This is a genomic window from Mycoplasma sp. 1018B (genome assembly GCF_024582675.1).
In the GTDB taxonomy this organism is placed as follows: domain Bacteria; phylum Bacillota_I; class Bacilli_A; order Mycoplasmatales; family Metamycoplasmataceae; genus Mycoplasmopsis.
In genome coordinates this window covers 661,927-687,102 of the sequence record NZ_CP102084.1, presented here as the reverse complement: position 1 = coordinate 687,102, position 25,176 = coordinate 661,927, and the positions used below count along the sequence as shown (strand labels likewise).

The window sequence follows — 25,176 nt, the reverse complement described above, 5'->3', positions numbered from 1 at the left end:
GTATATTATCGTCAATTTTTATTTCTTTTTCTTTTTTATTTTTTTCTTTTAAAAAATATTTTTTAATATCATTTTTATTTAATATTTTTATTTCTTTTTCAGAACCAAAAATTTCAACAATAATTTTATTAAATAAATTTTTATTTTTTTCTACAACATCTTTTACAGTTTCTATATCATCATTTGTTTCAAGTCATAAAATATTATTTTTTATAATATAAATTTTTAAATTATTAAATATTGTTTTTTTAATAATTTATCTTCACTGTAAAAATTTAATTTTTCTTTTAATAAATTAGAATAGTTATCAATTATTTCTTTTGTAAGTTTATTATTAGACATATATATATATATTATTATGTAGTTAAATAATGTGAATAAAATAATATAATAAACATTTTAAAAACATACTTTTCCACATATTTTTCCACAGTTTAATAACCTATAAATAAGGGATAAAAGTCATTTTTAAATAACAATGTTAATAATAATTTTTATTGTGTTGACAACAAGTTTAAAACTAAAAATAAAAAGCTAAATTTTTATTTTTTGAAATAGTAAATATAATTAAATAATGGATAATCAAAATTTATTAGTTAAAAAAGGTATTTTTAAAAAAATTTTAAAAGGTGGACAAGATTTTGAATGAAAATTTTCTTTAGCTCTTTTTAAACCTGAAAATGAAAAAGAAATATTAATTTATATAAAAAATGAAAAAATAAGAATCAATTTTAAATATGAAATTGAATTTAAATATAATCAAGAATGAAAAAGTTTTTCTTTATTAAATTTAAAAGCAATTAATAATGAATTTGAAGAAATAAAAAATATTGTTTTAAAGTCATATAAAGGTGAGGAAAGATTAAAAAAAATAATTGATTTATATAGTGAAAATTGGTTTGAAAATTTAGAAAAAAATAATTATTACAATTTATTATTAACCCCTAAAACAGTTGAAAAAATTAAAGAAATTAAAAACGACACTTTACAAACATTTTTTATAAAGAATGGTATTAATAATCTTTATAAAAAACTAGAAATTATTTTTGAAAATTTAACTAATAAAACTATAAATGCGAATACAATTTTAGATTTATATAATTTACAAAATAATAATTTAGATTTTTATCAAATTAAAAAATATTTAACATCTATTTATATAGAAAATAAAGAACTGCCAGAATTTGAAAAATTAATGGAAAGTTTAATTTTTACATTTTTAAACATAAAATTTAATAACAATAATACTTTGATTGATTTAGATTTAGTTGAATTAACGCATTTTATAGATAATGAAATTAAAGAAATTTATGAAAATAAATTAAATTTTAATTTAGATATAAATAATATTTTAATAAGAATGTTGAAAGAAAAAAAAATATTTATATTTGAAACTAAAGATAATATTCCTAAAATAACAACAAAAACAATGTTTGAAATTGAAAATACTATTTACAAAAGACTTCTTGAAATTTTAAATAAAAATTCTTTAAAAAAAGATATTCAATTCGATTATAAAACAAATTGATCAAATGAACAATATCAAGCTTATAAAAATTCATTTATTAATAATATAAATATAATTAGTGGAGCACCAGGTACAGGAAAAACTTTTTTAATAAAAGAAATATATTATTCTTTAATAAATAAATTTAATTTATTAGAAAAAGAGATTCAAATTGTTTCTCTTACAGGAAGAACAATACATAATTTAGTAAATAAAGGTTTAGATAATAGTAAAACTATTCATAGTTTTTTAAAGTTTTTTGATTTTGAAGAAAAAAACTTACAAAAAAATATAAAAAGACCTGAAATTAAAGTTTTAATAATTGATGAATTTTCTCTAGTAAATAATTACTTATTTTATTCTTTGCTCAACGCTTGCGTTAATCTAGAAAAAATAATATTAGTTGGTGATAGTAATCAATTACCTAGCATAGGACCTGGAAATATATTTAGTGAATTAATAAATTCGCAAATTTTTAATACAACTTATTTATCTACTTTTTTTAGAACAGATAATATAAATATAATTAAACATTTTAGCGCAATACAAAATAATAAATTAGAAGCATTACCTTCTGAACAGGTAAATTTTTTTGAAAGTGATGAAAAATTAAAATTTTCTAAAATTTTAGAAAAATATATTGAAAAAGTTAATAAATATAATGAAATAAACGTTGCTATTTTAGCTCCTACAAATAGATTAGTTGATGAAATTAATTTATTGATTCAAGATTATAATAAAAATTTATATAAGAGGAATTCTTATGCATTATTTTATAATAAAAAAATAATTTGTATTAATGATAGAGTGATACAAATAGTTAATAATTATGAAAAAGATGTTTATAATGGAGAAATAGGAAATTTTAAAATAATTGATAACAAATATGCTGTAGATTTTGGTTATAAAATTATATTTTATGAGGATAACGAAATAAAAGAAAATTTAAAATTAGCTTATGCAACTACAGTACATAAATTTCAAGGTTCAGAAATCGATTGTGTAATTTTGCCTATTTTTAGTGAAAATGAATTTATGTTAACTAAAAGAATGTTATATACTGCAACTTCAAGAGCTATTAAAGAAATAGTTCTAATAGGAGAATACCACACTTATTCGCGAAGTATTTTACATAATAAAAAGGAGAATCATATAACTACAATTTTAGGATTTTTGTTAAAAGGAGAAATAAATGAAAATGATAGTAGGATTGGGTAATCCAGGTAGTAAATATAAAAATACTAGACATAATGTTGGTTTTTTTGTTATAGATAAAATTTTAGAAAAATATAATTTATCTCTTAATAAAGAAAAATTTGAAGGTGAATATGTAATTGTTGATGATTTATTAATTGCTAAACCTTTAACTTTTATGAATAATTCAGGAGAGTTTATATATAATATTTCCAAATTTTACAAAATTAATCCTGCAGATATAATGGTTATACATGATGAAAAAGATTTTGAAATTGGAAATGCACAAATTAAAATAAGTGGTTCTTCAGCTGGTCACAACGGCATAGAAAGTATAATAAAAAAGTTTCCAAACAATGATTTCAAACGCTTGAGAATAGGAATTGGAAGAGATTTTAATATAGCTTTAAAAGATTATGTTTTGCAAAATTTTAAAAAAGAAGAATTAGAAAAATTGCAAAATATTATTGAAATTGCAGCGGATGCAGCACTTTCTTTTGCATTTAATGATATAAAAATTGTTATGGAAAAATTTAATGTTAATAAAAAGAAATAAAAATATTTTAGTTGCTGTTAGTGGCGGGCCAGATTCTATGTTGCTATTAAATTTATTATTAAAAAAATATAATAATAAAAAAATATACGTAGCCACCATAAATTATAATTTTCGTGACAATTCAAATAAAGATGTTGAAATAGTTAGAGAATTTTGTAAGAAAAAAAATATTTCTTTATTTGTTAAAAATATTTTTTATAAAGAAGATTTAAACTATAAAATAGGCAATTTTGAAAATCAAGCAAGAAATGATAGGTATGATTTTTTTAGGAAAATTTATTTTGAAAATAATATAGATTGTTTATTTTTAGCTCACCATAAAGATGATTTTTTAGAAACTTTCACAATTCAAAAAGAATCTAATAGAAAACCATTATTTTATGGAATAAAAACTAAAAGTTTTTACAAAGAAATGTTAATATGTAGACCTTTTATTAAAAAATATTTTAAAAATCAAATAATGCAAATATGTGCTAAGAAGAATATAGATTTTGCTTTGGATTATACAAATTATCAAACAATATTTACAAGAAATATAATAAGAGTTAATTATTTAGACAAATTAGATAAAGAAAAAAATAAATTAATAAAAATAATTAAAAAGAAAAATAAAAAAAATATTAAAACACAAAAAAAAATAGACAAAGAATATTGAATTTGAGAAAAAACAAGTTTTGACCAAAATGTTTTTGTTAATTTATTTTTTAAAAAAAATTTAATTTTTAAGTTACTTAATACAAAATTCACAAATTTAAAAATTTCAAGCAAAAAAATAGTATCAATAATTCAATTTATAGAATCACAAAATAGAACAAGTAATTATAAAATTGATAATAAAAATTATTTATATAAAGTTAAAGGTAAATTAATTTTTAACTAATCTTTTAAATTTTTTAAAATTAATTATTGTTTATAATTAATATTAATTATAAAATAAATGATTCAAAGGAGGATTTTGCTTTGAGAAAAAAAAATTCATTATTATTTATGATTTTATTACTTAGTGCAATTATTGCAATAGTAGTATATTTTATTGTTAGACAAAATAATTCTGAAACAATAGTAAACAGAAATATATTTGATGCAGATTTTTATAATGCTATTCAAAGTACTAATGATAATATTTATTTTCAAAATGTTACTGTTGATTGACATTTAGGAACAATAAAATATACACTTGTAGGAGAAGGGCAAATTCCAGTTACAAAAGTTGCTTATGTAGGTCAATTATTTTCTAATTTAATTGGTTCTACAAATAATTCTATAAATGATTGGACATTGATAGGACAAAATCAAAGTGTAGCTGAATTGCTTAATTTGCCAACAACAACATCATACTTTAAAGTTTTAAATATGGCTTCTACTTTAAGTAATGGTACAGTTTCTCAAATTAATTTCACTATTTTACCTTATAAAGAAACATCAATTTGACAAAGTTTATTATTTTCATTACTTCCAACTTTAATATTCTTTGTTTTAATGTGATTACTTTATAGATCAATGATGAAAAAAAGTATGAATATGATGGGTGGTGTAGTAGGAGAAGAAAAAAATCCAGCTCAAAAAATTAAAAGTGACAAAACTTTTAAAGATATAGCTGGTAATAAAGAAGCAATTGAAGAAATAGAAGAAATAGTAGATTATTTAAAAAACCCTAAAAAATATCAAAATGCAGGAGCAAGAATGCCTCATGGAGTACTATTAGGTGGGCCTCCAGGAACGGGTAAAACATTATTAGCTAAAGCAACAGCAGGCGAAGCTAATGTACCATTTTATTTTATTTCAGCTTCAAATTTTGTTGAAATGTTTGTTGGATTAGGAGCAAAAAGAGTAAGAAGTGTTGTAGAAGAGGCGAGAAAAAATGCCCCAGCAATTATTTTTATAGATGAATTAGATGCAATAGGTAGAACTAGAGGCGCAGGATTGGGTGGCGGACATGATGAACGTGAACAAACACTTAATCAATTATTAGTTGAAATGGACGGAATGAAGGAAAATAATGGTATATTATTTTTCGCCGCAACAAATAGAACAGATGTTTTAGATCCTGCATTAACAAGACCAGGTCGTTTTGATAGAACTATAACTGTAGGTTTACCTGATGTAAAAGAAAGACAAGAAATTTTACAATTACATGCAAAAGGTAAACGTTTAGCACCAAATATTAATTTAGCTCAAGTGGCTAAAAGAACTCCTGGTTTTTCTGGCGCACAATTGGAAAATGTTATAAATGAAGCTTCACTTTTAGCTGTTAGAAATAATAAAGATATTATTCAATTAGATGATATTGATGAAGCAATTGATAGAGTAATGTCTGGACCTGCCAAAAAAAATAGAGTAATTACAAAAGAAGAATTAACTATGATTGCTTATCACGAAGCAGGTCACGCTGTTGTAGGTATTAAAATACCGGGAGGGAATAAAGTACAAAAAATTACTATTATTCCAAGAGGTCAAGCTGGTGGATATAATTTAATGACACCAGAAGAAGAAAAATACAATATGTCTAAAACAGAACTTATAGCTATGATAACAAGTTTTATGGGCGGTAGAGCAGCGGAAAGAATTATTTATGGTGATGATAATGTTTCCACAGGCGCAAGTGATGATATTTCTAAAGCAACTAAAATAGCAAGAAAAATGGTTACTGAATGAGGTATGTCTAATTTGGGACCAATACAATTTGAAAAAGATGAGGGATCACCTTTTTTAGGAAGAGATTATTTAAAATCATCTGGTTTTTCAGCACAAATAGGTCATGAAATAGATATAGAAGTAAGAAAAATAATGTTAGAAGCTGAAAATAAAGCTATGGAAGTTATAAAAGCAAATAAAGAATTGTTAGAGCTTATTAAAACAGCTTTATTAGATAAAGAAACAATTGTTGCAGAGGAAATTGAATATATAGCCAAAAATCTAAAATTACCTAAAAAAGAAGAAGAAAAAGAAATAATAAAAAACGACTATACTTTAGATGAATTAATAACAGAATCACAAACTATAACAAATAATATAAATATAGAAGAAAATAGTAAAAAAACAGAATAATTATAATGATTTTCCAAAGTTATTTATATATAGCTTTTGGATTTATTCATTATCAAATTCTGTTTTTATTTATTAAATTAAATTGAAGTTTCATATTTTTTTACATAAGGTTTATTTATAGTATATTGGATAATAGATTTATTTACATTTTTATAAATTTCAGAAGCAACAAATTTTTCATAATCATCTTTTGTACTTCATCTTTCTATAATCACAAAAGTATGTAAATCTTTCCAAAAACCATCTATTGAAAGATTTAATTCTTGCTTTTTATGTTCATAAATAGCACTTAAAATATTTTGTTGAAATTCTTTTTTCTTTTCTACATTAATTTTTAATTCTTTATATACTACACAAATCATATTTCTCCTATTTAATTCTATTTAAAAATAAATATTTAGATTCTATTTTTTTCAGATTAAATTTAGTAAAATCATTTAATTCTTCTTTTTTAAATGAAGAACAATTTAAAATTTTAGCTACTTCTTGCATTTTTCTAGGCATACAAATTTGTAAAGCGTATGAAACAGTATAAATTCCATTTAATAATCTTATTAAAATTTGTTCTAATTTATCTAATTCATTAGTTAAAGTTCAAGGTTGTGTTTTATCAATATATTTATTTAAATAATCACTTAAATTGATTGCTTCTTTTAAAGCTTTATCAATCTTATAATTATTCATTAAACTAGTAAATAAAGAATCAAATTCTAATAATTTATTATCTAATTCTTGGTTTAATTTGTCATTTGAATTAATATAAATCATTCCATTAACAAAACTATTATTAACCATTTTAATAGTACGAGAAATTAAATTACCATAATTATTAACTAAATCAGAATTTATTATTTTAATAAGATGTTCTTCACTAAAATTGCCATCTTCACCAAATATTATTTGGCTTGTAAAATAATATTTAATTAACTCATCATGATATTTATTTAATAAATATTCAGGAGCTATAACATTATTTAATGATTTTGACATTTTTCTGCCATTTTTATCTCTTAATAATCCATGACTAATAATATGTGTTGGTTGTTTTAATTGCATAGACTCAAGAAATATTGGTCAGTAAATAAAGTGAAAACGAGCAATTTCTTTTCCTAAAATATGTACTATTTCATCTCCATTTTTTCAATATTTTAAATAATTTTCATCTGGGTTATCAAGATCATATCCTAAAGCACTTATATAATTAAATAAAGCATCTAATCATACATATAAAGTATGTTCTGGTTCTTCGTTAATTGATACTGCTCATTTAACATTTGTTCTTGTTATAGATAAATCATCCAATCCTTCGCTAATAAAATTATTGATTAATTCATTCACAATTTTTTGTGGTTTTAAAAAATTAGGATTATCTTTAATATATTGTATTCATCAATCTTGCATTTTTTTCATATTAAAAAAGTAACTATCTTCACTCATTTTAATTAATTTATGACCTGAAACAGGATGATAATATTCACCATCTTTATAATCAGCTTGATTTTTTGCTAAATACTCTTCATCATTTATTGAATATAAACCTTCATATTTTGCTTTGTATATATAATTATTTTTTAACATTCAAGAAAAAACATTTTTGACTAATTTTTCATGTTTTTTATCAGTTGTTCTAGAAAAAAAATCATATTCTATATTTCAATCTTTTCACATTTGTTTATAGGAAGTAACTAAATTATCTACAAAAATTTTTGGTTCTTGATTAGATTGAGCAGCTTTTGTTGCAATTTTTTGACCATGTTCATCACTACCAGTTAAAAATTTAATGTCATAACCTTGTGTTCTTTTGTAATTAGCTATTGTTCAAGCTAAAATCGTACAATATAAATGACCTATATGCAAAGGTCCAGATGCATAATAAATAGGAGTTGTGATATAAAAAGTTTTTTTATTCATCATTTTCCTTTCTTTTTATAGGTTTATATAATTTTTTAATTTCATTTCTATATTCATGTAAATCTTTATTATCAGAATCATGTAAATATAAATTAGGCAAAAAATGAATGCCTCAACCAGCTTGATATCTTGCTTCAATTAAAACTAATTTAGGTTTATCATTAATTCTAGGAATAATAAATTGTGTTCTTTTAGGTTCAAAATGGTATTTTCTCATTAAACAAAAACAATCAACTAATCTTTCAACAGGTATTACCATTGTCAAATATCCTTTTTGTTCAATTATTTTTGATGATCCTTGAATAATTTGTTCTAAATTTAATTTTATTTCGTGTGTTGCAATTAATTTTTCCTGACTAATCTTTTTTCCCAATTTAATTTTTGAAATAGGATAAAAAGGAGGATTACATACTATTGAATGATATTTATAATCATTTAATTTACTTTTTTTTCTTCAAAAATCGTTAAAATCATCATTTATTAGTTTAATTTGATTATTTTTTTTATTTAAATCAATGTTAATTTTTGCTATATCTATTGCTTTTGTTTGTATTTCTAAAGCATCTATTTTTAATTTGTCATCTCTTTCAGATAAAAAAATTGCTAACGCAGCATTATTAGTACCTATTTCTAAAATATTTTTTATTTTTTGATTAATAAAAACAAAATTAGCAAGTAAGATGGTATCAACTGAATAATTAAACATTTCTTTATCTTGGTAAATAAATAAATCTGAATCAAAACCTAAAGAATTTTTTATTAATTTATCTTTATTCATTATTTTTCGTCCTTATCATTTGACATTCAAAAAGAATACCATCTACTTTACCAGTTTTTTTATCCGCTGAACTAATGATTACTTTTACATAATCACCTAATTTTATTTTTCTATTTTGCGATACAAATTCAGTTTTATTATCATTTAATTTATATTCGTTATCACACATATTAGTTATATGAATCATTGCATCAGTTTTGTTTTCAAATTGAACAAATATACCGAATGGCATTAAAGAAATTACTTGTCCAACATGAATTTGACCTATTTTATTTTCTCAATATTCAGCAAATTTTAAATCATTTGTATTTCTTTCAGTTTCAAGTGCAAATTTTTCAGAATCATTATTTAATTTAGCAATTGAATCTAATTTTTTTAAATATTCATTTTTATCAATATTATTTTGAAACACTATTTCACGTAATGCTCGATGAACAATTAAATCAGGATATCTTCTGATTGGACTAGTAAAATGACAATAAAATTTACTTGCTAAACCAAAATGTCCTATGTTATCTTTTGAATAAATAGCCTTAGACATAGTTCTTAAAAATAATGTTTTAATAAATTCATCGTTTCTTTGTTTTTTAATATTTTCAATAATATTTTGAAAATTAAGTGGAGTAATATTATTTTTATCAATACTATAGTTAATATTTAATTGATCTAAAACATTTTCAAAATATAATATTTTTTCTTCATTAGGTTGATCGTGAATTCTATATAAAAAAGGAATTTTTAAATCTGTTAAATATTCAGCAACTGCTTCATTAGCCTTAACCATAAAATTTTCTATCATTGTTTCAGAAAAGCCTGAATTTTTTATACAAATATCAATTACTTTGCCTTTTTCATCAGTTTTTATTATTGGTTCATTAATTTCTAAATCAATATAACCTTGTTGTTTTTTATATTCACTAAGTATTTTTGATAATTCTATGGCTTCATTTAACATTAAATTAAGTTGTTTATCTTCGAATAATATATTTTTATTAAAATAATCATTAACCTTTTGATATGTTAATCTATATTTAGAATTTATTATTGAAGCAAATATTTTTTTATCTATAGTTTGTCCTGATTTATTAATTTGCATTGACACAGTTAAAGTATATCTATCAACATTAGGATTTAATGAGCAAATACCATTTGATAATTTCTCAGGCAACATGGGTATAACTTTATTTACTAAATAAATTGAAGTACCTCTTTTAACTGCTTCATTATCAATAGGATCGTTTTCTTTAACATAATATGCTACATCAGCAATATGAACATTTAATTCAAATAAATTATCATTAATTTTTTTAACACTTATTGCATCGTCAAAATCTTTTGTATTTTCTCCATCAATCGTAACTATTAATTTATCTCTTAAATCAACTCTATTTTTTAAATCTTTTATATCTATTTCATCATCAATAAGTTGACTATGTAATAAAACTTCTTCAGGAAAAGTATTTGGAACATTATTTTCGTAATTATATGCTTCTACAAAAGCCATAGGGTCTTTTGAGTTTGAAATAATTTTTATTGGTTCAATGATCAAAATATTTTTATTTTTTTTAACTATTTGTGCTTTTATTATATCTTGTTCATTAATTACTAAATTATTTTGTTTAAATTGAAAAGAAAACATTGAATACATCTTATTTATAGGCTCAAAAAGAAATTTATTTTTAGAAAAATTAATTATTCCAGTTAAATATTTTGTTTGAACATTAATAATTTTTTCCACTTTTCCATAATTTTTTTCATCATTAAAATATTGATAAACTGCTACTTGTACAGTATCATTTGGTAAAGCATTATTAAAATCATTTTTAGATACAAAAATACTTTCAATAACTTCATTATCCTCATTAAAAATATCAACAAAAGCAAATTTGCCTTCATTAACATATTTTAATTCTCCAACAACAGTTTTAATATGTTTAATTGGTATATAATTACCTTTACTAGTAATAATTAATTTATTTTCTTTAATTCAATCATTAAGTAATTTAGTTAAATTTTTATTATCTATTATTTTGATATGTGCTTTTTTAGCTAGCTCAATAAAACTAATAGGAGAATATTTAACTATTAATTTGTAAATAGCAATTTTATCTAACATTTTATTTATTTTGTCCTTTCGTTGATGATTATAAATAAAAAAACAATAAAGAAAATTTTTCTTTATTGCATCAAGATTCTTAAAGCGATAGTGAATACAATTAAAAAAATTCCGCCAATAAGCATTGTATATTTAAGAACTTTTTTAATACCTCTTTCTTTAGAGGTTTTAAACAATTCTAAATCACCAGATTCAACTAATGCACCAGAAAAAGCGTTAGATTCAGGAGACATTAATAATGAAACAATAATAATAACTAAACCTAGTAAAACTAAAATAATAGTTATAGCAGTCATTTATCCTCCTGAATTAATAATATAATTATATATACTATACTAATTATAAATGTATATTAATTTTAATTAAATATTTTATAATTAATAAAATATTATTCATAACTCGGGGGCAAGATGCATAAAAAATTAAAACCAATTGTTATTTTTACTGGACCTTCAGGAGTGGGTAAGGGAACAATTGAAAATTTTTTATTTAACTATGATGATTTAAGATTAGCATTTTCAGTATCAGCAACAACAAGAAAACCTAGACAAGGTGAAATTGACGGAGTAAATTATTTTTTTATAAGCAAGGATAATTTTAAAGAAAAAATTAATAAAAATGAATTACTAGAATATAGTTTTCATTTTGATAATTTTTATGGCACTCTTTATTCTGAAATTGAAAGAATACATAATGCAAATAATATTCCATTTTTAGAAATTGAAACTCACGGAGCTAAACAAATTTTAGCCATTCCAAATATAGAAAAAAAATACAATATTATAACTTTTTTTGTTTCTCCTCCATCGTTTGAAGATTTAAAAAGCCGTATTTGAAATAGAAATACAGAAACTAACGAAGCTATCGAATCTCGTTTGTTAAAAGCAAAAGAAGAATTAGAAGAAAGAAAATATTTTAAAAATCAAATAATTAATGATATACCAGAACGAGCAGCTTTAGAAATTAGAAATTTAATACTTAAAGAAATTAATGATGCAAACAGCGAAATTAACTAATATAGGAATAAAAAGATTAGAAAATCAGGATTGTATTGATATATTAACTAATAATAATTTTATTTTAATGATTTTATGTGATGGCATGGGTGGACATTTTGGTGGTTCATTAGCTTCTACAATTACTTTAAATGTTTTTAAGGATGCTTTTTATAAATTGTTTCCTTTAATAATAGAAAAGAATAATTTAATCTCCTGATTGAGTAATACTATTAAAAATGTTAAAAATGAAATGAAAAAAATAGCTAATAATGATGAAGCTAAATTAGATATGGGTACGACTTTAACAGGTGTTTTATTTAATAATGAAGAAAATATTTTTATAGTTTTTAATATCGGTGATTCTAGAATTTATGCACTTAAAAATAATGGTATTTTAGAACAAATTACCAAAGATCATAATATTTTAAATAAGTTAATTTATGAAGATAATTATAAAATAACTGAAGCAAAAAAATTCCCTCGTTGAAGAGCATTAACATCTGCTTTAGGGCCAACAAAAAAAACTAAAATGGAAATTTTTGATTTAGGAGAAAGTATTCATTTAATAAAAAAAATAATAGCTACTTCGGATGGTATTCATTCATTTTTAAATCATTCAATGATAGAAACTATTCTAAATTTAAATAAAGAACCAGAAATAATTTGTGAATTAATGATTAATGAGGCCATAAATAATTTTTCTGATGATAATTTAACAATAGGAATAATTGATTTGGAGTAAAAATGGCTTTTGAAATTTTAAACGATAGTAACATTTACAAAAAATACAAAGTTATTACTGAAATTGATTCTGGCGGTTTTTCAAAAGTTTATAAAATTCAAGAATTAGATGATAAAAGTGATACTTTTTATGCCTTAAAATATGCTTATAATAGTGAAACTAGTAATTATGAGCAAAATAAAAAACGTTTTGAACAAGAAATAAAAATTTATAAAAAAATTAAATCCAATTATGTAGCAAGATATATTGAGTCTTTTTTCGATGAAAAAGAACAATATATAGTGATGGAATTTGTTGATGGAGTTAGTTTAAAAAATCGTCTAGCAGAAGGTAAAATTAATCCCAAAATTGTAAGAAATTATGCTATTCAAATTGCTGAAGGTTTACAAGAATTACATACATGTGGAATAATTCATCGTGATATAAAAAGTAACAATATAATGATAACTAAAGATAAAAATATAAAAATAATTGATTTTGGACTAGCTTTAACCGATGAGAGTCAAAGATTTACACAGGAAACCAAATTAGTAGGTTCAATTTATTATATGGCTCCTGAAATTTGTGTTGCAAAATCAGTTCCTACTAGACAAAGTGATATATATGCTTTAGGCGTTTTAATATATGAAATGTTGACTATGGAATATCCTTTTAAAGGCGCAACTTACGAAGAAACTATTAATAAACATAAATTTGCTTCTTTACCTAATTTAGCTAAAATTCTTAATATTCCCCAAGCAATGATTAACATAATCATTAGAGCAACAGCAAAAGACCCAAATAAAAGATACTTAAGTATGACAAATCTTGCAAAAGATTTAAAAACTTGTTTAAATATAGAAAGATATAATGAAAAACCTTTAGATTATAAAAAAATTAGAATAAAAAAATCATTTGCTGATATTTTAAATTCTAAAAAGTTTTTATGAATAAGTCTAATAATAACGTTTTTTATAATGGTTTTAACAATTATAATAATTGCAACGGTGGTGTAAATGAGAGGTCAAATTTATTCAATAAATGCAGGTAAATATACGATAAAAGATGAAAATAATAATTTTCATCTTTTGCCTGCTGCTGGTACATTCAGGTATTTAGGTGTTATACCTTTGGTTGGTGATTATGTAGATTTTGTAGAAAATAAACATATTTGAAATATTTATGAACGAAAAAATAGTTTTATAAGGCCTAAAGTGGCCAATATTGATCATATAATAGTTGTAATGTCAATAAAAAACCCAGATTTTAATTCTTTTTTAGTTGATAAATATTTAGCTTTAATTGAAAACAAAAATATTGAACCTATTCTTTTTTTTACTAAAAAAGATTTGGGTTGAACTGATGAAATTGATAATTATATAAATTTAGGTTATCGAGTTTATTTATTAAACAATTTTGAAAATAATGATTTAGAGATGATTAAAACAATTTTTAAAGGCAATACTTGTTCTTTTATGGGTCAAAGTGGTGTTGGCAAAACTACTATTATTAATAAAATTTTAAATTTGAATCTAGAAACACAAGAAATAAGTAAAAAAGCTAATAGAGGCAAGCATACCACAAGAATAACTAAAATTTATGATATTTACGAAGGTAAATTAATAGATACTCCTGGTTTTTCAGCTTTAGACATTAAAATGACTCAAGAAGAGTTATCAAAATCATTCAAACAATTTAGAGAATTATCTAAAAAATGCAAATTTAAATGATGTTTGCATTATAACGAACCCGAAAATTTTTGTAATATTAAATTAAATATTAATAAATTGATTCCTCAATTTAGATATGATAATTATGTAAAATTACTAATGGAGATAATAAAAAATGAAAAATAATAAATATGTAACTCCCTCAATATTAAACGTTAATCCTGAAGAAAGATTAAATATGGTAAAAACACTTTTATCACAAGGTGTTACTTGAATACATTATGATGTTATGGACGGACAATTTGTTCCTAATACAGCTATTGAATTTCATGAATTGGAAAATATTAATTCTAATGCTCCTCAACACTTTAAAGATATACATTTAATGATTGAAGATCCTTTAGATATTATAGAAAGTTATAAAAACGTTGGAGATATTCTAACTTTTCATTATGAAGCAGTAAAAGATAAAAAAATTTTATTGGAATATTTGATAAATAATATACATAATTTAAGTTTAGGAATGGCTATTAAACCTAAAACTCCAGTAAGTGAAATAAAAAAATTTTTACCTTATTTAAGACTATTGTTAGTTATGTCCGTAGAACCAGGAGCAGGAGGGCAAAAATTTATTGATGATTCTATTAATAAAATTAAAGAATTAAAACAATTAAGACTAGAAAATAATTATACTTATTTAATTCAAGTTGATGGTGGCATAAACAATATAACAGGTCCACAATGTTTTAAAGCAGGAGCAGATGCGTGCGTAGCAGGCACTTATGTTGTAAAAAATCCAACTAAAGAAAATATAGAAAGTGTAAAATTTGGTAAATAAAAAATATCTTTAATTAAAGATATTTTTTATTTATTTTATTCCATTGGTTTTATTTTTTCTCTAACCGGAATAACATGAACATGAGTATGAAAAACTGTTTGATCCGCTATTTCATTAGTATTAATTAATATTTTAAAACCAGGAATATTTTTATCCAAAATATGCTCTTTTGCTAATTTTTTAACAATGACAAAAAGATGTTTGGTAGTTTCATCATCCATTTCAGTAATATTTTTACTAGGTTTTTTTGGGATAACTAAAAAGTGACCTTCTCTAAATGGAAAAGCATCATAAATAGCTATACAAATATCATCTTCATATAGTATTTTCGATTCTATTTCACGATCGATTATTTTACTAAAAATACTTTTTTCCATTTTATTCCACCTCAATAAAAACTTTTTCTTTGATATTTTCTGTTAAGGTTGAATTAATATTTTTATTTAATTTAATTTTATAACCTAACTTGCTAAAAGCTTCTTGAGCCTTAGTATAGAGAGAATTATCAATAGTAGAAAAAATATAACTTAAAATATCCATTTTTTGAGCATAAGGTGTATTTTTGAAAGATAATAAAATTTTGTCTTCAGTTTCCTGATTATTTGTAGCCTTTACCAATGTTGTTTTTTCACTTTCAGCAATAGGTGTTATTTGGTTGAGATAAACTATTATTGCTTTGTTTGCAGTGTCAGTTTCATTTTGGTATGGTGAATAAGGATTTTCGGCATTTATATTATGAATTAATTTTTTAGTAACAGGATTATAAAAACCAGATAAATTATATGTTACACCTTCATTTGAATTAATTTTAGATAAATCTTCATATGATCAGAGTAAATTATAATTAGTTATATTTTCTTTAAAACCAGAATAACCCCTTAATTCAATATCATAAATATTATTTGTCAATTTTTGAAGGCTGTTTGCCGATAAGATTTTGTTAAATTCTTCAGTATTTTTTAAAAAATTGTTAAAATCGTTTGAATTAGCTATTAAACCAAATCCTTGTAAAAAGAAATCATCATCACTAATAGCTTGCGATTGATTTTTTTGTCAAATTTGAGCTATTTTTTTATCTAATGCATATTTATTTAAGAAATAAGCATCTAAGCTGACTTCTAAAGTATTATCTTTTTTAAAAGTTGTATCAATTTTACTTATTTGATTTTCATTATTAATTGTTAAATATTTATAAACTAATAACATTTTACTTATTTCATTTCTTATATTACTTTGAATATTAGCTCAATAAATATTAAAAATTTCTTGATTAGGTATTTCCCCTGGCACAGTTTTTTGATTTAAAATGTTAAATTCTTTTTGAGTTTTTTCGTTAAAAATATTGGTTTGTTTAATTAATTCAATATTATGTTTAATGAAAAAATTACTATCATTATTTAGTTTATCTTCCGAGTAAATTTGGAATGCTTTATAGGCATCATTAAAAAGTTCTTCTGAAATATTTTGTAAATTATTTTTTAATTCATTTTCCCAATCATTTATAGTCAAATCAATATTATATAAAGACGCAATAGTTAAATTTAATCAATCTTGTTCTATTTTTTGTAATGTAATTTGATCACTTAATATTTTATCTTGTTTTATTTTACTTGCTGAATCAACAGTTTTAATACATGAAAAAGTTATTAAAGGTAATGAAAAAACAGAAGAAAATAAAAATATTTTTTTTCAATTTATTTTCATTGATTGCCTCCTTTATCTATTTTGAAAAATTTTTAATAACTCTAAAAATTTAGTATTTAATTTTTGTTCAGCAGTTTGATTATAATTATCATTATTATATGTAAAGTAGATTTTATTATTTTTTAATTCAAAATATTCATCAGCACCATTTTGTGCTCTTGTTTTCATTCATTTGCTAATATTTTCTGTAATAGTTAAAGATGTTTCATAATTCTTTGCATTTAAGGTTTTAAGATTATTTTCTTTTAATAAATTTATATCATCTATGCTATATTTTGGATTCTGTTCACCATTAAGAGAATTATATTGTGGATGAAAAATATTTATTTTTGTTTGTAAATAATTAATAAACTCATCATCATTTAATAAAACAGAATTAATATAATTTTCATTAGTTAAAGATTGATTAATTACGTTTAAAGTATTATATTTTACTCCGGTTAAATTGTTATATTTATTGTTTAAAATGTAATCATTTTTAATCATTTGTATAAATAAATTAATCTGTTTATTTAAGTCAGTTTGATTTGCAAATAAATTTTGTATGTCTATTATTGAAATACCTTTAGTTGTTAATAAGAGATAATAATTAGTATTTTTTAATTTATAAAAAGTAAATAATTGTTTGTTACCTTCTTTTTCTTTTCCAATATTAAAAGTTTTTTCGAAAAGAGGAGTTATTAATTCTGAATATTTTTGATCATATAAACCTTCTTTAGTATTTTCATTAGCTTTGTCAAAAATATTTTGTAGCGCCGAATTGTATTTAGTAATTTGTTCTTTCTTTTGATCGAAAGTTTTAGCATTAGAAAAATCTGGTTTTAATATATTAAATTCTTTAGTAATTGTTTCTTGAATTGTGTCAAACAAAGCAAATAAATCAATTTCTTTTATTTCAGCGTTTCCCAAAATAATATCTTTAATTGAAAGAAATGCCTTTAAAGCATCATCATTATCATTAAATAATGTTGATAGTGATACGATTCCTGAAGTACCAAAATTTTGTTTTATAGTATTATCATCAAGTGATAATTTTTGTAATAAATCATTATAAACTTTGGCTTCTGTTGGTAAATTATTATTAGTAGATAAAGTTAAAATATTTGCATATTGATTAAATGGTTTAAACATTTCTTGAACTTTTTGATAACTAAATTTAAATTCATTTTCTTCATTATTGTTAATTGGTCAAGCGAATAAAAGCGTTTTTAATGAATTCTTATCAACTGTTCAATTATCAGTGTTTTTAACTTTTGCAATACCTGGAAGCGTAAATTGAGAAAATAAATATGGATTATCATTTTTTAAATAATATTCAATAAAAGATTTAGCATCTTTTTTAGAAGGAATAAAACTTTCTGTCATAAAAGAAACATATTCATTATTAATTTTAAAGTAATTACCTTCAAAATTATTGTCAGTAATTTGTTTTAATCAATTAAAAACCTTTTCACCTTTTTTAATATTTTTATTGCCTATTTTAATATCAGTGTTAGCTGTTCTTTCAATCAAATCTTTAATAGAAATTGTTGATAATCTAAAACGTCTTAGTGCATCGTTTTTAATATGTTTAAAAACAGCATTATTAATGGCTTCTTCTGTATTGGTAGCATTATCATAATTATTAATTAAAACTTGATTATATTGAGTTTCTCAATTGGCAAAACCATAACGTTTAATTAAATTTTGTCTTGTATCTTCTAATTCGTTTGAATATTGTTCTTTTAATTCATCAATTGTTTTTAGACGTAAATCATCTTTTTTATTTTCACCTTGTTTTAATGATGAATTATATAATTCTTCATATTCTTTAGATGCTTCAACTTCTTGGTTATAAAGATAATAAATAATTTGTTTATTTAGTTCACTTAATTGTTGTTGAAAATTATTAGTGTTGTTTGATTCATTAAATGTTTCAATTTCGCCTATGTTAAAACCGATTGAAGTTTTATTTTCAGGCGAAACAAAAGTATATACATTTTGACTTTTACCTAATGGATCATTAGTTTTAGTTATTGAACCAGTAACAGCCAAAGGAACAGTTATACCAACAATTGCTATTGTCGTAAGTATAGAGCTTAAAATGATAATCGTTTTACTTTTTCTTTTTGGTTTTTTAATAATAGTTTGTTCTTCTAAATGGGCGGCGTTTTTTTTCGTTAAACGTTCAAAAAATGTTTCTTTTCTAGCCATAATTTTCCTCCTAAACAATTATGTTAATTATATTATGAAATAAGACATTCTTTATATAATTAATAGATGAAAGATGAAGAATACACAAATTCAAAATTATGTTATAAAATTAATTAATATTTGTCAAAAAGAAAAAATTAATTTATATTTAAGTCCTTATTCTTATTCAATCATTCAATCAAGTAAATTTATAGGTGAACATAATTTATATTTTTCTTTATATTGAAAGGATTTTTTGTATTTAAAAAATAAATATTCAAATTTATTTATATCTAAAATTACAAAAAATGATTTTAAACATTTAGCCTATTATAAAGATGGTAAATTTACTTTTATTTTTCATTTAATTATTGATTCAACTTATCAACAAATTTGAAAATTTAAAAAAACACTGCTTTGAGAAACATTACCATTTTTAACTAAATCAAAAACATTTAATGATGTAATATGTTCATTGAACAAAAAACATAATGAAATTTATTTAATTTTAAATAATAAATTTGAAAATTCTTATTTGTTTACTAATTTAAATACAAACAATTTAAAACAATTTGAATTTGATAATTTTAAAATCAGTTATTTTAATGAATATTTAAGTAATTATTTTACTGTTAAACACATAAAAAAACATATAAAAAAATATTAATCTATTTATTTTTGTATATACTTATATTATATATTAATCAATCTCTTTTTAAAGAGTTGCAGTTTTGCAACTCTTTCGTTTTATAAGGAGTATAATGAACTGATTCTTAATTCTAAAAGAACAATTTGGTGAAATTATTTATAGTTGCAAAATTATAAGACAAGATAATATGTTATTACTTGATGTAATTCTTGATACAAACGATTATTTGACAGTAGAAAAATTTACTTCTGAAATTAATATATTTTTAGATTTAAATTATTCTTCTAATTTGAATTTTGATTATTTATCAGTTTCTACTAAAGGTAAAAAAACGGAATATGAAATTGAAGAATTAGATACATTATTAAATGAATTCATTGAAGTACAATTATTAACTTCTGTAAATAAAAAAATGAAATTTATAGGACATTTAATTTTCAAAGACAGAGAAAACATTGTTATCAAATGAAATAATAAAGGTCAATTTAGAAAACAAGAGATTAAAATTAATAATATAAGTAAAATAAGAAAACATATTAAATTTTAAGAGGTATTTATGGCATTAAAAACAGATAGCAAACATTTAGCACAAGAAAAACAATTTTATAAAGTTATTACAGAGTATAGTTTAAATCATAATTTGCCTTTAGATAAAATAGTAGAAGTATTTAATGCTGAAACAACTAAAATAATACGCAAAAAATTAGATCAAGATGCAGATATGATTTTTGAATTAGACAAAAAAAATAAAGTTGCAAAACTTTATAATTTGAATGTTACAGTAGTTGAGGATGATGAAGATACTTTAAAAGATTTAAATGAAAATCCTGAAACAAGAATTTATAATATTCCTTTAAACGAAGCGAAAATTTATAATCCTAATATTCAAGTTAATGATTTAATTAAAGTTCCAATTGATTTTAGTTGATTAACAAATTCAAAAGATACTAATATTAAACAAATTTTGAAAATTATTTTTCTTTCAATAATTCAAGGTATTAAATTATTAGAGAAAAGAACTGTTTTTGAAAAATATTCAATGTTAGTTGGAACTAAGGTAATAGCTGAATTTGTTACTAAAACAGATAAAGGTCATTGAAATGTTGTAATTAAGGATCAACAAGGTTTAAATGTAACTGGTTTTTTACCTAAATCAATAATGAGTGAAAAGAAAAATATTAAAAGAGGAGAAAAAATTGAAGTTATTGTAGAAAAAGTGGAAGAGGATGCTAAATTAAATCAAATAATTGTATCCTTAGATTCTCCAATAATTGTAAAAAAAGTTTTGAATGAAAGTATTCCTGAAATTAATGAAGGTTTGATAGAAATTTATAAAATTCAAAGACAACCGGGTGAAAGAACAAAAATAGCTTTAAAAAAATCAACTAATACTAATTTAGACTTTGATCTTCATGGGGCTATTATTGGAATTCAGAGTCAAAGAATTAATTCTTTAAGAAGTAAATTAGAAGATGAAAGAATTGATATTATAGAATACAGCGATGATATAAAAACTTTTATTATTAATGCGTTATCTCCTGCACAAATAGTTGATGTTGTTAAAAAAAATAATGACGAAAATAATAAAAATTATTATGTAATTGTTAAAAATGAACATTTAACTAACGCTATAGGTAAAAAAGGTGTTAATGCTTCTTTAGCTTCAGCAATTACTAATACTTTTTTAGATATTATAACAATAGAAAAAGCTGAGGAATTAAATTTAATATATAATAAATCCGCTCTTGAAACATTTAATGCTCCAAAAAATAAGATAAATAAGAAAAATGTTAATAATAAACTTAAAAATAATAAATATATTAATAATTTTAATTTAACAATGGACACATTTGATAAAGATGTTGCAGCATTTGAATTAGAAGAAGAACATGATAATAAATATTATGATTTAAATTTTGAAGAGTTGTTTGAACAACATTCTGCAGAAATGTCAAATCAAGATAATAACGATGAAGAAGTTCAAAAAGAAATAATTGCAGAAGAAATAAAAGAAGATTTAAAAAACTTTAAAAAAGCAAAAAAAGTAATTGAAGAATTTAAAATAGATACTGATTTAACTAATTTTGGATTGGATACAGATATTGATTTATCTGATTTAGAAAATGAAGACTGATAGAAAAACCTTAACAAAAAGAAAATGTTTTATAACAAATCAAATTTATCCTGTCAATTTATTAATAAGAATTGATTATAAAAAAACAACGAATCAAATACAGTTAGATCTTAATAATAATCTTAAAGGACGTGGCGCATATTTTTATCCTACTAAAGAGAATTGGGAAAAAATACTGAAATTTAAAGGATTAAATAGAATTTTTAGAACTAATGTAACTAGAGATACATACGAAAAAATTAATAAAGAATTGGAGCAAATAGAATGAGTAAATTAAAAAGAAAAACTAATGATCAAGAAATTAAAAATAGTTTATTAAATATTAAAACTGAAATTAAAGATGGAATTTTTATTTTTACTAATAAAATGAGCGTTAGTGATTTAGCTAAAAAAATCAATGTTAATACTAATGATATTCTAAAAAAATTCTTTTTAAAAGGCCAATTATTTACTATAAATCATATTTTAGAAGAAGAACAAATTGCTGAAATTTGCTTAGATTATGGGTTAGATTTTCGTAAAGAGGAAAATGTTGACGCGGGAAATTTTTTAAATAACATTATTTTTGATGATAAACCTGAAGAATTAACAAAAAGAACTCCTGTAGTAACCGTGATGGGTCATGTTGATCATGGTAAAACTACTTTAATTGATTACATTAGAAAAACCAAGGTAACACAAACTGAAAGTTCTGGTATTACTCAACATACAGGCGCTTATCAAGCTACACATAAAGGCGAAAAAATTACTTTCATTGACACTCCTGGGCATGAAGCATTTAAAGAAATGCGTTCTAGAGGTGCAAAAATAACTGATATTATCGTGCTTGTTGTTGCTTGTGATGATGGTGTTATGCCACAAACAAAAGAAGCTATAAATCATGCTCATAGTGCAAGCGTTCCTATGATTGTATTTGTCAATAAAATGGATAAACCTTCAAAAAATATTGACAGAATTAAAAGAGAATTATTAGAAAATGATGTTGTATTAGAAGAATTCGGTGGAGATGTTCCTGTTGTTTATGGTTCTGCTTTAACAGGAGATGGAATTAATGATTTATTAGGACAAATATTATTACATACCGATATTTTTGATTTAAAAGCAAATGCTAATAGATATCCTTTTGGCACAATAATAGAAAGTAAAATTGATAGAGGAATCGGTACTTTAGCTACTTTAATTGTAGAAAATGGAACTATAGAAAAAGGTGATTTTATTATTGCAGGAGCTTCATATGGAAGAGTTAAGATGATGATTGATCCTTCCAATATGAAACAAATAAATAAAGGACTTCCTGGCACTCCAGTAATTATTAGTGGTTTGAATTACCCTCCACAAGCTGGTGAGAGATTTATTGGAGTTTTCGATGAAAAATTGGCTAAAAAATTAGCAAATGAAAAAGCTCAAATGGATCGTAACAGCATTTTATCTAATAAAGCAATGAAAAATATTGAAGAAGGCAAAAAAATTATTAACATTATTATTAGATCAGATGTACAAGGGACTGCAGAAGCTTTAGAAAATTCATTAAAAAACTTACAAAATGAAGAAGTTAAGGTGCATATTGTTAGTTCTTCAGCTGGTCAAGTTTCAAATAAAGATTTATTATTAGCACAAGCGGCAAATGCTATTATTTTAACCTTTAATAACAAACCTTCTTCAATTATTAAACAATTAGCAAAACAACAAGATGTAATAATGATGTCGCATAGTGTTGTTTATCAAGCAATGGAAGAAATTCAGAAATTATTAGATTCTAAAAAAACAATTATTTATGAAGAAAAACTTATTGGATCAGCTAGAGTTGATAAAATTTTTAAATTTTCAAAAGTGGGAATTATTGCTGGTAGCATAATGAATGAAGGAATAGTTAAATTAGGTTGTAAAGTAAAAGTTTATAGAAATAAAAAATTAATACACGAAGGATTTATTGAAACTTTACAAAGAGAAAAAAATGAAGTCAAAGAAGTAGGTAATGGTAAAGATTTTGGAACACATTTGAGAAAATACAACGATATTATGATTGATGATATTTTTGAATTTTACGAAGATGTAGAAGTGAAATAAAATGAATTTAAAAGAATTTATTATTGATGTACCTGATTTTCCTAAAGAAAATATTATTTTTAAGGATATTTCATCATTATTAGCAAATGGTCAAGCTTTTAATTATGCAATTTGAACAATGGCCAAAGAAATAATTAACTGTGATGTAATAGCAGCTCCAGAATCAAGAGGTTTTATTTTTGGTGCTGCCATAGCAGCAATGTTAAGTAAACCTTTTGTAATGATAAGAAAAAGTAAAAAAATGCCTGAGCCTACTTTAAAACAAGAATACATATTAGAATATGGAAAAAATCAATTAGAATTAAGTCAAAAAATTGATATACAAAATAAAACTGTTGCAATTATAGATGATGTATTGGCAACAGGAGGCACAATTGAAGCCATTATAAAATTAATTCATCAAGCTAACGCCAAAGCAACTAAAATAGTTACTTTAATTGAGTTATTAAATTTAGAAGCTAGAAAAAAACTTCAAAAATATAATGTAGAAATTCAAACTTTAATTACATATTAAATGAAAATAAAAACACATAAAATTAAAACAATTGATATTGTATTTTTAACTGTCTATTTTTCTTTTTTTATCATTTCTGGTTTTGTTGTATATATAGGGTATATTCCAATATTAGGACGTATTAATTTAACTTATTTACCTTTTTTTGTAGTACTTGCTGGTGTGCATTTAGGTTTTAAAGGTTTTTTAGTAGGTGGTTTGTCTTTTGGATTAAGTTCTTTAATTGCTGCATACATGTATGGCAGTATCAGATATCAATATATCGATATTTCTGTATTGCCTAGGTTTTTAATGAGTATGATTATTTACTTGTTTTATAAATTAATAAAATTAGATAAATATATTAATATATGGGGTTTTATATTATTAGCTTTTTTAGCAAGCAATTTAAATTTGATATTAGTTTTAAGTGCTCAACATTTACACCATCAAATAAGCCCTATAAAAGGCCTATTACCAATTAATGAATGAATTTTGACACATTTATTAAATATTATTGGTGAACCTATTTTAGCAATTAATTTAGCCTTATTATTTTATAAATTTATATACAAATACCATTTAAAATATAAAGCTTATAAAGAAATTTTATATTAAAA

Annotated in this window: 24 protein-coding genes; 16 read left to right on the top strand and 8 right to left on the bottom strand. The window is 22.4% G+C overall.

Annotated elements, in window-relative coordinates:
• Positions 1-574: 574 nt before the first annotated feature.
• The 4 genes from NPA14_RS02915 to ftsH all read left to right on the top strand — a co-directional run bounded on the left by NPA14_RS02915 (position 575) and on the right by ftsH (position 6,305).
• Positions 575-2,725, top strand: a complete 2,151-nt coding sequence (locus NPA14_RS02915; RefSeq protein WP_257075922.1) for an ATP-dependent RecD-like DNA helicase — start codon at positions 575-577, stop codon at positions 2,723-2,725.
• Complete coding sequence (pth, locus tag NPA14_RS02910; RefSeq protein WP_257075921.1) at positions 2,700-3,257, top strand: aminoacyl-tRNA hydrolase; 558 nt, start codon at positions 2,700-2,702, stop codon at positions 3,255-3,257. Before NPA14_RS02915 ends, pth begins: the two co-directional genes overlap by 26 nt.
• Entirely contained in the window at positions 3,238-4,137 is a 900-nt protein-coding gene (tilS, locus tag NPA14_RS02905) for a tRNA lysidine(34) synthetase TilS (RefSeq protein ID WP_257075920.1), read from the top strand. The genes pth and tilS overlap by 20 nt, the downstream gene beginning before the upstream one ends.
• Before the next feature lie 80 nt (positions 4,138-4,217).
• Positions 4,218-6,305 carry an ATP-dependent zinc metalloprotease FtsH gene (gene ftsH / locus NPA14_RS02900; RefSeq protein WP_257075918.1) on the top strand — a complete coding sequence of 696 codons (2,088 nt, stop codon included), beginning with the start codon at positions 4,218-4,220 and terminating at the stop codon, positions 6,303-6,305.
• Positions 6,306-6,382: 77 nt separating this feature from the next.
• Here ftsH and NPA14_RS02895 read toward each other — a convergent pair whose 3' ends face one another.
• The 5 genes from NPA14_RS02895 to secG all read right to left on the bottom strand — a co-directional run bounded on the left by NPA14_RS02895 (position 6,383) and on the right by secG (position 11,406).
• A complete protein-coding gene (locus tag NPA14_RS02895) occupies positions 6,383-6,667 on the bottom strand; it encodes a putative quinol monooxygenase (protein ID WP_257075917.1) in 285 nt (94 codons plus the stop codon).
• A 7-nt stretch (positions 6,668-6,674) separates the two neighbouring features.
• Positions 6,675-8,216, bottom strand: coding sequence for a methionine--tRNA ligase (gene metG, locus NPA14_RS02890; RefSeq protein WP_257075916.1), 1,542 nt, complete (start codon positions 8,214-8,216; stop codon positions 6,675-6,677).
• The gene (locus tag NPA14_RS02885; protein ID WP_257075914.1) at positions 8,209-8,994 is read right to left on the bottom strand and encodes a tRNA1(Val) (adenine(37)-N6)-methyltransferase; all 786 of its coding nucleotides are present in this window, start codon (positions 8,992-8,994) and stop codon (positions 8,209-8,211) included. The genes metG and NPA14_RS02885 overlap by 8 nt, the downstream gene beginning before the upstream one ends.
• Positions 8,987-11,110, bottom strand: a complete 2,124-nt coding sequence (gene rnr, locus NPA14_RS02880; protein ID WP_257075913.1) for a ribonuclease R — start codon at positions 11,108-11,110, stop codon at positions 8,987-8,989. The genes NPA14_RS02885 and rnr overlap by 8 nt, the downstream gene beginning before the upstream one ends.
• A 62-nt stretch (positions 11,111-11,172) precedes the next feature.
• Positions 11,173-11,406: a preprotein translocase subunit SecG gene (gene secG, locus NPA14_RS02875; RefSeq protein WP_257075912.1), complete on the bottom strand. Its 234-nt coding sequence runs from the start codon at positions 11,404-11,406 to the stop codon at positions 11,173-11,175.
• A 114-nt stretch (positions 11,407-11,520) separates the two neighbouring features.
• Between secG and gmk the strand changes: the two genes are divergently transcribed.
• Genes gmk through NPA14_RS02850 form a run of 5 tightly spaced genes read left to right on the top strand, consistent with a single transcriptional unit; the run spans position 11,521 to position 15,337 of the window.
• Positions 11,521-12,126, top strand: coding sequence for a guanylate kinase (gene gmk, locus NPA14_RS02870; RefSeq protein ID WP_257075911.1), 606 nt, complete (start codon positions 11,521-11,523; stop codon positions 12,124-12,126).
• Positions 12,101-12,850, top strand: a complete 750-nt coding sequence (locus NPA14_RS02865; RefSeq protein ID WP_257075909.1) for a PP2C family serine/threonine-protein phosphatase — start codon at positions 12,101-12,103, stop codon at positions 12,848-12,850. The genes gmk and NPA14_RS02865 overlap by 26 nt, the downstream gene beginning before the upstream one ends.
• Before the next feature lie 2 nt (positions 12,851-12,852).
• Positions 12,853-13,845, top strand: coding sequence for a serine/threonine-protein kinase (locus tag NPA14_RS02860; protein WP_257075908.1), 993 nt, complete (start codon positions 12,853-12,855; stop codon positions 13,843-13,845).
• Positions 13,846-14,685 carry a ribosome small subunit-dependent GTPase A gene (rsgA, locus tag NPA14_RS02855; RefSeq protein WP_257075907.1) on the top strand — a complete coding sequence of 280 codons (840 nt, stop codon included), beginning with the start codon at positions 13,846-13,848 and terminating at the stop codon, positions 14,683-14,685.
• On the top strand, positions 14,675-15,337 hold the full coding sequence (locus tag NPA14_RS02850) for a ribulose-phosphate 3-epimerase (protein WP_257075906.1): 663 nt from the start codon (positions 14,675-14,677) through the stop codon (positions 15,335-15,337). Before rsgA ends, NPA14_RS02850 begins: the two co-directional genes overlap by 11 nt.
• 35 nt (positions 15,338-15,372) lie before the next feature.
• On the opposite strand, the gene hinT is transcribed toward NPA14_RS02850, so the two are convergent.
• The 3 genes from hinT to NPA14_RS02835 are packed head-to-tail and all read right to left on the bottom strand — an operon-like array spanning position 15,373 to position 19,234.
• Positions 15,373-15,714, bottom strand: coding sequence for a histidine triad protein HinT (hinT, locus tag NPA14_RS02845; protein ID WP_257075905.1), 342 nt, complete (start codon positions 15,712-15,714; stop codon positions 15,373-15,375).
• Position 15,715: 1 nt separating this feature from the next.
• Entirely contained in the window at positions 15,716-17,041 is a 1,326-nt protein-coding gene (locus NPA14_RS02840; RefSeq protein WP_257075904.1) for a HinT-interacting membrane complex lipoprotein P60, read from the bottom strand.
• 12 nt (positions 17,042-17,053) lie between these two features.
• Entirely contained in the window at positions 17,054-19,234 is a 2,181-nt protein-coding gene (locus tag NPA14_RS02835) for a HinT-interacting membrane complex protein P80 (protein ID WP_257075903.1), read from the bottom strand.
• Positions 19,235-19,307: 73 nt separating this feature from the next.
• On the opposite strand from NPA14_RS02835, the gene NPA14_RS02830 reads away from it, so the two are divergent.
• The 7 genes from NPA14_RS02830 (at position 19,308) to NPA14_RS02800 (ending at position 25,174) form a co-directional block, all read left to right on the top strand.
• Complete coding sequence (locus NPA14_RS02830; protein WP_257075902.1) at positions 19,308-19,880, top strand: hypothetical protein; 573 nt, start codon at positions 19,308-19,310, stop codon at positions 19,878-19,880.
• 94 nt (positions 19,881-19,974) lie between these two features.
• Positions 19,975-20,409 (top strand): ribosome assembly cofactor RimP, encoded by a 435-nt coding sequence (locus tag NPA14_RS02825; RefSeq protein WP_257075901.1) that lies wholly within the window; start codon positions 19,975-19,977, stop codon positions 20,407-20,409.
• A gap of 9 nt (positions 20,410-20,418) precedes the next feature.
• Positions 20,419-21,999, top strand: coding sequence for a NusA N-terminal domain-containing protein (locus NPA14_RS02820; protein WP_257075900.1), 1,581 nt, complete (start codon positions 20,419-20,421; stop codon positions 21,997-21,999).
• Positions 21,986-22,273: a YlxR family protein gene (locus NPA14_RS02815; protein WP_257075899.1), complete on the top strand. Its 288-nt coding sequence runs from the start codon at positions 21,986-21,988 to the stop codon at positions 22,271-22,273. Before NPA14_RS02820 ends, NPA14_RS02815 begins: the two co-directional genes overlap by 14 nt.
• Positions 22,261-24,063: a translation initiation factor IF-2 gene (gene infB, locus NPA14_RS02810; RefSeq protein WP_257075898.1), complete on the top strand. Its 1,803-nt coding sequence runs from the start codon at positions 22,261-22,263 to the stop codon at positions 24,061-24,063. The genes NPA14_RS02815 and infB overlap by 13 nt, the downstream gene beginning before the upstream one ends.
• A gap of 1 nt (position 24,064) precedes the next feature.
• Positions 24,065-24,577, top strand: coding sequence for an adenine phosphoribosyltransferase (locus tag NPA14_RS02805; RefSeq protein WP_257075897.1), 513 nt, complete (start codon positions 24,065-24,067; stop codon positions 24,575-24,577).
• Complete coding sequence (locus NPA14_RS02800) at positions 24,578-25,174, top strand: hypothetical protein (protein ID WP_257075896.1); 597 nt, start codon at positions 24,578-24,580, stop codon at positions 25,172-25,174.
• Positions 25,175-25,176 lie beyond the last annotated feature (2 nt).